Below are 8526 nucleotides of genomic sequence, written 5' to 3'. Positions count from 1 at the left end.
GCTTGGTGTCAGTCATCTTGTGGCATTGAGCGGATTTCATTTGGGAATATTATGGGGATTGGTCTATAGCCTTCTTTTGTTACTCTATAGGCCCCTACAGCAACACTTTTCCCCTTATCGCCATGCACTGTTCGATGTCGGTGTAGTGGCTATGGTATTTTTAGGGCTCTATGTATGGTTTGTAGATTTCCCACCTTCTTTAGTGCGTTCTTATGCCATGGTTCTAGTAGGATGGATAGTACTGTTATTGGGAATGGAACTGTTGAGTTTTACCTTTTTAACTACGATTATACTTATCCTTGTTGCACTGTTCCCTTCTTTATTGGTTTCTCTTAGTTTTTGGCTTTCTGTGGCAGGGGTATTTTATATATTTTTATTGTTACAGTATAGCAGAGGAGTGAAAGTATGGATCGTATCATTGATCTTTATTCCATTGGGTATTTTTGTACTTATGCTTCCTGTAGTGCATAGCATATTTGCTGTGACCAGTGTATATCAGCTTTTATCTCCGATGCTATCATTGCTTTTTGTACCTTTTTATCCGTTGGTGATGGGATTGCATCTATTTGGGTTTGGAAGTCTGTTTGATACAGTTTTATCAGCTCTGTTCGAACTGCCTCAAAATAGTGTAGAAGCACTTCTTCCTATCTGGTCGATGATGGGGTATATAGGACTGTCTATTGGAGCCATATGGAGTAAAAAACTCTTTTGGCTAGTATTGGGTTTGGCTTCTTTATATATGGTCTATCTCTTCATTTTTGTTCAGTAGGTCACAAAACTTCAGACCATGGATGAAGATAGCCCATGAGATATAGATCCATAAAAAGAAAAAGAGCAGGGTACTGATACTTCCATAGATACTTGCATAGGTTTTATTATGGATGACATAAAAGACAAAAGCACTTTTAGAGAGATACCAGACAAGTGAAGCGATAAAAGAGCTTATCAGTGCAGCTGAGACCTCTATACGTGTATTGGCAGAGAGTTGGTAGGCGATATAAAACATCATCCATGTGATAAAGAACGGTAAAAAAGTATAAAGATGTATGATGCTTGTAACACTGCTTTTATCAAGATACACCTGTATGAACGAAGTAAAATAAAAAGAGGCAGCCATCATTAACGGTATGATAATGAGCAATAAAAGATAGGTTTTTACAGCTTGCCAGATAGTACGCTTAGGGGTTGAAAAGATATCATTCACGATGTTGTCATAATCTTTGAAAAACATCACTGCAGCAAAGGTTACATAAAGTACGCCCAAATACCCTAATTTATCGGAGTTTTCTACAAAGGTATTAATATACTCCATGATCATTTTGGAATCCGTCGGCATGAGATTGGAAAAGATAAGTTCTTCTACTTTTGCATAAATTGTATCAAAGAGGGGCATATTAGTAAAAATTGCAAGTAGAATGACCAAAAAAGGGATGATGGAAAAGAGTGTACTCCAACTGAGACTGGAGGCATAGTGTCCCAGTTTATCATCAAATAGATCTGTAGCAAAATCCCTTATGAAAAAGTAATAGTTTTTAAGTATAACCTTTAATTGACTATTCTTTTTCATAAAAACCTTTTTTAGTTTGGTAATCCCATTTTCCCAGGGTTTAGTATGTTGTTAGGATCAAAAGAATGTTTTATACTCTTAAATAGGTCCAGTTCAACATCATTAAATGCGATGTTCATAAACGGTGCTTTACTTGTACCGATACCATGTTCTCCACTTAATGTCCCGCCCATATCTACTACGAGTTCAAAGATCTCTTCTATGGCTTGATGGCCATCATGAAGTTGTTTTTCGTCAGAACCATCTACCATCACATTGACGTGTATGTTCCCATCACCTGCATGTCCAAAACATGGTACTTTAAATCCATATTTATCACCGATAGCGTAGATTCGTTTAAGTGCTTCAGGTAACATACTTCTTGGTACAGAGATGTCTTCGTTGAGCTTTTTGCTTCCAAAGATAGTGATGGAAGGAGAAGCATTACGTCTTGCATACCAGAGTTCAGTTCTTTTTTGGTCATCATGAGCGACGATGAAGTCCTGAGCACCATTCTCTTTAAACGACTTTTCTAAAGTTTTTAGTTGAAATTCTACTTCCTCTATGACATTCCCGTCAACATCACCTATGAGCAGTGCACCGGCATCTTCTGGTAGTTTGATGCCTAATTTCTCTTTAAGTGCCTGTACTACCAAGTCATCCATAAACTCCATAGCTACAGGGTTCGCACCGGCTGCGAGGGATTTGAAGACGGCATTCATTGCATCATCTACAGAAGGGAATATCCCCATATATGCTTTGGTAAACCTAGGTTTAGGAATGAGCTTGACAGTGATCTCCGTAATGACAGCAAGCGTACCTTCACTGGCAATGAGGATACCGGCAATGTTGTAGCCTGCCACATCTTTGATGGTACGTTTCCCTGCACGGATGATATCGCCATTTGGACGTACTGCACGAAGTGCCATTACATAGTCTTTAGTAATGCCGTACTTCGCTGCACGCATACCCCCTGCATTTTCACTTACATTTCCACCGATGGTGGAATATTCTTCACTGGCTGGATCAGGCGGATAAAAAAGTCCTACTGCTTCCGCCGCTTTTTGTAGATCCATGTTGATTACGCCAGGCTGCACTACAGCTACCATATTTTCCATATCAATCTCAAGGATCTTGTTCATATGCTTTTCCATCCCTAGGGTGATACCACCTTGGGTAGGAAGAGCACCTCCTGTAAATCCAGAACCTGCTCCTCTTGGAGTAATAACGATGTGGTGTTCATTACAGTAGGAGAGTATGGCACTTACATCCGCTTCATTTCTAGGGAAGATAACTGCTTCAGGTTCAAAACGTGTACGTGTTGCATCATATGAGTATGCGATAAGGTGTGCTTTATCACTATAGACGTTTTCTTTACCTACAAGTTCTTCAAAATGTTTTATATGTTTTTTATCTAACATAGACCAGCTCCATTATAGTGATTCCATAGTGTTGTAATAGTTGCCTTCGGTCTTACTGCCAAACCAACCTGAATCGAGTGCTTCAAAACGCATGTAAAAAGGAAAATTTCCTTTTTCTGGAAGACTTGTCATAGATTTCTGAGATACTATTTTTCCAGAAATAGGGTCTAAAAGTACAGCAGAATTTTTGCGTACGATATAGACAAGACCTACTTGATATTTTTTTGCAAAATGAGAAAGGTTTTCTTTTGTTGGTTTTTCCTCACCTTCAACAGAGAGGTAGAGTGCAAAAAGGTCTGGATGTATCCATTTTTTAGTATGTTGAGATGTGATCTTGGCATAGGTATCTGCATCCGGTGCTAAAAGAAGCACATTATTGTAAAGGTACCCCCCTATGACTTTGTCTTTAGGAGAAACAGCTGTTTTAATCGTAGGCAGGTTTTCATGATACAGGATGTCTGCACTGACTAATGCAGCAGATCCATCCGATGAAGTTTGCGTGATACGACTTGTAATGGCTGTCAGGTCATTACCATAATTGTGTATCACAATACCACTCATACCATTAACAGGAAATTTTGAATTAAGTGTTATGGCGTTTTCTTTTACAGATTTAATAGAAGTATGTACTGTTTGAGGGAAAAAACCTGCAAAAAGAGGTAAAGAGAGTAGCGTGATAAGAGCTATTTTGCGCATAGCGATCCTTTGGGTGATAAAATAATTGTATTGATTATACAAGCAATATAGTAAAAGTTTATTGATGTCTTTAGTGTAGCAGGTAGATTAACCTTGTTAAGTTATAATTATGTCCAACTAAGCAGTAGGGATAATGGTAGAGTATGGGAAGTCTGAAAAATATATTGGTATGGATCTTGATATCAAGTTCATTATTTGGTGCAAAAGTAACGCTTGAACGTTGGGAAAAAGGTCAAACTTTTTCAGACTATTTGGCCAAAAGAGATATTTCAACAGATCTATTAAATGATATTTCAAAAACAGATATCCAGTTTCTCTCTGAAATTGAAGGTGATCAACTGTTTTATGAGCTAAAAGACACAGATGATACACTTGAACAGGCATTGATCCCTATAGGGGAAGAGATGCAGATACGATTGGCTAAAGCGTATGATAGTGATATCTATAGTTTCGATATTATTCCTATAGAGTATAAAGAAAAAGAGTACAGTGCTACTGTTACCATAGAAAAAAATCTCCATACAGATATTACGAATGCATTACATCATCCTGCATTGGCAGATAAGATGGGCCAACTTTTTAAGGGTACTGTAAATGCAAAAAAATTTCAGAAGGGTGACAAAGTCTCTTTTCTCTATACACAAAAAACAAGAATGGGTCAACCATATTATATGCCATATATTAAAATAGCAATGCTTGAATCCAACAATAAACAACAGTTTATCTATGCTGATGAAGATGGGTATGGCTATAAGAGTGCTAAAAAATCTCAAGCCTATACCGTAAAAGGTAAGGAAAAAGTAACATATAAACGTAGGATTCCATCAAAAAGTACTTCTTCAAGTTTTGGAATGCCACTACGTCATGCACGTCTTACGTCCCATTTCTCTCATAGAAGATACCATCCGATATTGAAACGGTATCGTCCTCATCATGGTACAGACTTTGGTGCAAAAAGAGGAACACCTCTTCTTGCGGTAAATGCCGGAAAAGTAAGTTTTTCTGGTCATATGGGTGGGTATGGAAAAGTAGTTAAAATTAAACATGCAGGTGGTTATGAATCTCTTTATGCGCATCAGAGTCGTATACGTGTGAAGAAAGGGCAACGTGTGAAGAAAGGACAGATCATAGGCTACGTAGGAAGTACAGGACGAAGTACAGGACCTCACCTACACTTTGGATTGATGAAAAATGGAAGATGGATCAACCCTATGCGCGTATTACGTAAGACATCCATAAAAGATACCGTTTTAAAAACATTTACCGAATATAAAGATGTGACGAAAACAAAATATAAAGAAGTAGTGATCAAAGATGCAAAAGAGAATGAGGCAAAGCTTTTAGCTAGTATGAAAAAAGAAGATAAACCTTTTGTATGGGATGGATATGAAGAATTAAGTATGAGAGTACAATATGGCAAATCAGATCAAACACTTTAAACTTCAACCTTTAGAAAATGCCAAGTTCATATCAACATCGTTCGCAACCTACGAACAAGACGGTATCAAGAAATCATGGGAGATCGTTGAAGCACATGATAGTGTTGCTATATTGATCTATCATAAAGAGAAAAAAGCATTTATTTTAGTAAAGCAGTTTCGTCCTGCGGTCTACTTAAACAATGACAATGGTATGACAGTTGAACTTTGTGCAGGTATTGTAGATAAAAAAATTTCTTTAGCAGAAATAGCAAAAGAAGAGATAGAAGAGGAGTGTGGATATGCTGTTCCACTTCAAAATATAGAAAGAATTACTTCTTTTCATACATCAGTAGGGTTTGCAGGAAGTAAACAGATACTTTATTTTGTAGAAGTCGATGAGAGCATGAAGGTGAGTGAAGGAGGGGGCGTTGACCATGAAGATATTGAAGTGGTGTATCTTCCTGTGAAGGATGCTAAAGCACTTATCTATGATGAATCAATCGCAAAAACACCAGGACTTATGTTTGCCTTTATGTGGTGGTTTGAGCAGCAATGATATTCAAAATATCATTGCTAAAACTCATTTTAAAGATAAATTAGTCGCAATATCTTTTAAGTAAACACTGATACTCTTCTATACGTCTGTCACGTAAAAATGGCCAAATGTCACGTACCTCTTTTGTACGCTCATGTTCGATATCTGCATAAAGTATGGTCTCTTTTTCATGACCTGCTTGAACAAGCATTTCTCCCTGTGCACCACAAACAAAGGAGTTCCCCCAGAAACGTGTACCGGCCATCACCCCAGCACTGTCTGCTTCAAATCCTACACGGTTACAGCTTAGAACGGGAATTCCATTCGCAATGGCATGAGAACGTTGTATGGTGATCCAGCTATCCAGCTGTCTGGCTTTCTCTTCATCAGCGTCTCCATCAAACCAGCCTATAGCAGTAGGGTAGATGAGTAGTTCCGCTCCTTTAAGTGTCATGATACGTGCAGCTTCAGGGTACCACTGGTCCCAGCAGACAAGCACGCCCAGTTTTCCTACCGAAGTTTCTATGGGTTTAAACCCAAGATCTCCGGGAGTAAAGTAAAACTTCTCATAAAATCCGGGATCATCAGGAATGTGCATTTTCCGGTATTTCCCTGCAACAGAACCATCTTTTTCAAAGACCACGGCTGTGTTATGGTAAAGTCCTGCCGTACGTTTTTCAAAAAGTGAAGTGACTAGAACCACATTGTTCTTTTTGGCAATAGTACTCCAAAATGTTACATCCTGTTCAAAGTTTGCAGCATAGTCAAAAAACTTTGTATCTTCACTTTGACAAAAATATTCATTCTGATGAAGTTCCTGAAGCACAACAAGCTCTGCACCATTTTTGGCAGCCTCGTGTATCTTTGAAGTAGTAGCGTTGATAGTGTCGGTTTTATTTCCATAAAACTTTTGTTGGATTAGTGCAGTTTTCATAAAGCAAATTTTAGCATAATTTTATTTTTTATTAAACTCTATTTGTATATAGTATAAAAAGGAAATGTTAAAAGCCAAACATATCGTGAGATATAGACGGAAAGCTATGGGTCTTAAAACTTAAGATTGCCAGGTTGCACATTCTAAATGCATGTAATTTTTACTTTTCCTGTAGATATTTTGATTTAAAGGAATTAACATGAAAAGTACTAGTATTGCACTACTGTCATTTACGATTTTAATCTTCACAGGATGTGGTTCGAACAAGGTTGCTCATACCACTATAATTAACACAGATAAAAGCCAAACTTCACAGCTAGATAGTAAAAGTATTAATAAAAAGCAGGCACACGCACATCCTTCTATCAATAAAGCCCAGCAAAAAGAATTTCTCACTCGAATCAATCAAGTCCGTTCAGAGAGAAGATCATGTGGAAAGTATGGAAGTATGGGACCGGTAGAACCATTAGTGTGGAGCAATAAACTCTATGAAGCTGCTTATGCACACAGCTATGATATGGCTAAGAGTCGGCATTTTAGCCATGATGGTTCGGGTAGCAGAAATGACAGAGTAGCTGTTGATATGGGGCTTGGACATGGAAGTAACTTAAGAGATCGTATGAGCTATACGGATTATAGATGGCGTGCGATCGGTGAAAATATTGCTGCAGGACAGCAATCAACACAAGAAGTAATGGAGGCATGGCTTCGAAGTGATGAACATTGTAAAAACCTCATGAGTGAGCGTTTTACAGAAGTAGGTATGGCTTACTACCAGTTAAACGAGCAGTTTCAACAACCCTATTGGTCACAAAACTTCGGACGTAGTATGTAACCTTAGTAGGCTACCTGCATTGTTGAACAGTGCAGGCTGCCTCCCTGTTCTATCAGTTTGAGACAATTGACAGGAATAATTTCTCTGTCTGGAAACTGTGCTGTAAACACTTCATGGGCAATTTTATCTTGTGGTGTGTCGTATGTCGGATAGATGAGTGCATCATTGGTAATTAAAAAGTTTGCATAAGTAGCAGGTAAACGATGTCCTTCTTCATCGTAAATTGCATCACTCATGGGAAGCGGTACCAATTTATAAGGTTTTCCATCAGCCATTTTAAAGGTCTGAAGTTGTTCTTCCATCTTTTTTAGTGCCTCATAATGTTCATCTTCTTTATCCTCGCACTTGACATACATAATCGTGTCACTATTGACAAACCGTGCCAAGGTGTCAATGTGACTATCTGTATCATCTCCTGAGAGATATCCATGATCCAGCCACAAAACTCGTGTTGCACCAAGTGTTTCTTGAAGCTTTGCTTCCACTTCAGCTTTACTTAGCCCACCATTTCTATTTGGATTACATAGACACTCAGAGGTCGTGAGGATCGTCCCTTCTCCATCACTCTCTAGCGAACCACCTTCCAAAACGAAGTCGATTGTCTTAAGCGGTGTGGTACCCATATATCCCATTTTGTGAAGTATAGTGTTGACACTATTGTCAAGACCTGCTTCAAATTTACCTCCCCATCCGTCAAACGTGAAGTCAAGTAACTTTACTTCATCATCTTCTTTGATAGAGATATATCCGTAATCACGTATCCAGGTATCGTTGGTAGGTATCTCTATAAAAGTCATATTGCGTGTGGAACAGAACATATTTGAGATCTTTTCTTTGTCTTTACAGATGATATATACAGCTTCTTTGTAGGCAATGGCTTGAGCAATGCGAATAAAGGGAGAGAGACTTGCTTCCAGGACTGCGGGAGTATCCGGATTATGCCAATCTGTCTCTTCATGAGGGAAAGATAACAGTACTGCACGCTGTTTTTCCCACTCTGCTGGCATAGTAATCATTTTGTCCCTTTTTTATTATGGATTTTGGTATAATCTTGCATGGCATTTATTAAAATAAATAAACAAAATTTCTATCATAATCTTAACCAAATTGCACTAAAAACTGGCTCAGTTGAAAAGAT

General features: G+C 38.2%; 9 protein-coding genes and 1 riboswitch. Of the genes, 4 read left to right on the top strand and 5 right to left on the bottom strand.

The features are described from left to right. The coding region (locus ABZC96_RS06100) for a ComEC/Rec2 family competence protein (protein WP_373029810.1) at nt 1–769 on the top strand (769 nt) is incomplete at its 5' end. Here ABZC96_RS06100 and ABZC96_RS06095 read toward each other — a convergent pair. The 3 genes from ABZC96_RS06095 to ABZC96_RS06085 are packed head-to-tail and all read right to left on the bottom strand — an operon-like array spanning nt 734 to nt 3663. Continuing rightward, on the bottom strand, nt 734–1567 hold the full coding sequence (locus tag ABZC96_RS06095) for a YihY family inner membrane protein (RefSeq protein ID WP_373029808.1): 834 nt from the start codon (nt 1565–1567) through the stop codon (nt 734–736). The two genes, ABZC96_RS06100 and ABZC96_RS06095, sit on opposite strands and share 36 nt — an antisense overlap. An 11-nt stretch (nt 1568–1578) precedes the next feature. Beyond that, the gene (locus ABZC96_RS06090; RefSeq protein ID WP_373029807.1) at nt 1579–2967 is read right to left on the bottom strand and encodes an FAD-binding oxidoreductase; all 1389 of its coding nucleotides are present in this window, start codon (nt 2965–2967) and stop codon (nt 1579–1581) included. Nucleotides 2968–2979: 12 nt separating this feature from the next. Further along, nucleotides 2980–3663 (bottom strand): plasminogen-binding N-terminal domain-containing protein, encoded by a 684-nt coding sequence (locus ABZC96_RS06085; protein ID WP_373029805.1) that lies wholly within the window; start codon nt 3661–3663, stop codon nt 2980–2982. Between the two features lie 143 nt (nt 3664–3806). On the opposite strand from ABZC96_RS06085, the gene ABZC96_RS06080 reads away from it, so the two are divergent. Both ABZC96_RS06080 and ABZC96_RS06075 read left to right on the top strand, forming a co-directional pair. Beyond that, nucleotides 3807–5102: a peptidoglycan DD-metalloendopeptidase family protein gene (locus ABZC96_RS06080; RefSeq protein ID WP_373029803.1), complete on the top strand. Its 1296-nt coding sequence runs from the start codon at nt 3807–3809 to the stop codon at nt 5100–5102. Continuing rightward, complete coding sequence (locus ABZC96_RS06075) at nt 5077–5640, top strand: NUDIX domain-containing protein (RefSeq protein WP_373029801.1); 564 nt, start codon at nt 5077–5079, stop codon at nt 5638–5640. The genes ABZC96_RS06080 and ABZC96_RS06075 overlap by 26 nt, the downstream gene beginning before the upstream one ends. 40 nt (nt 5641–5680) lie before the next feature. Here the strand turns inward: ABZC96_RS06075 and ABZC96_RS06070 are convergent, their stop codons facing one another. Next, nucleotides 5681–6553 (bottom strand): carbon-nitrogen hydrolase, encoded by an 873-nt coding sequence (locus ABZC96_RS06070; RefSeq protein ID WP_373029800.1) that lies wholly within the window; start codon nt 6551–6553, stop codon nt 5681–5683. Nucleotides 6554–6616: 63 nt separating this feature from the next. Then, nucleotides 6617–6695, top strand: a riboswitch (cyclic di-GMP riboswitch). Nucleotides 6696–6752: 57 nt separating this feature from the next. Here ABZC96_RS06070 and ABZC96_RS06065 point away from each other — a divergent pair. Continuing rightward, nucleotides 6753–7388 carry a CAP domain-containing protein gene (locus tag ABZC96_RS06065; protein WP_373029799.1) on the top strand — a complete coding sequence of 212 codons (636 nt, stop codon included), beginning with the start codon at nt 6753–6755 and terminating at the stop codon, nt 7386–7388. Between the two features lie 2 nt (nt 7389–7390). On the opposite strand, the gene ABZC96_RS06060 is transcribed toward ABZC96_RS06065, so the two are convergent. Continuing rightward, nucleotides 7391–8404: an agmatine deiminase family protein gene (locus ABZC96_RS06060; RefSeq protein ID WP_373029798.1), complete on the bottom strand. Its 1014-nt coding sequence runs from the start codon at nt 8402–8404 to the stop codon at nt 7391–7393. Nucleotides 8405–8526 lie beyond the last annotated feature (122 nt).

Source organism: Sulfurovum sp., assembly GCF_041551015.1.
Lineage (GTDB): Bacteria > Campylobacterota > Campylobacteria > Campylobacterales > Sulfurovaceae > Sulfurovum.
The sequence above is the reverse complement of the archived record's forward strand: the minus strand, read 5'-3'. Positions and strand labels throughout refer to the sequence as shown.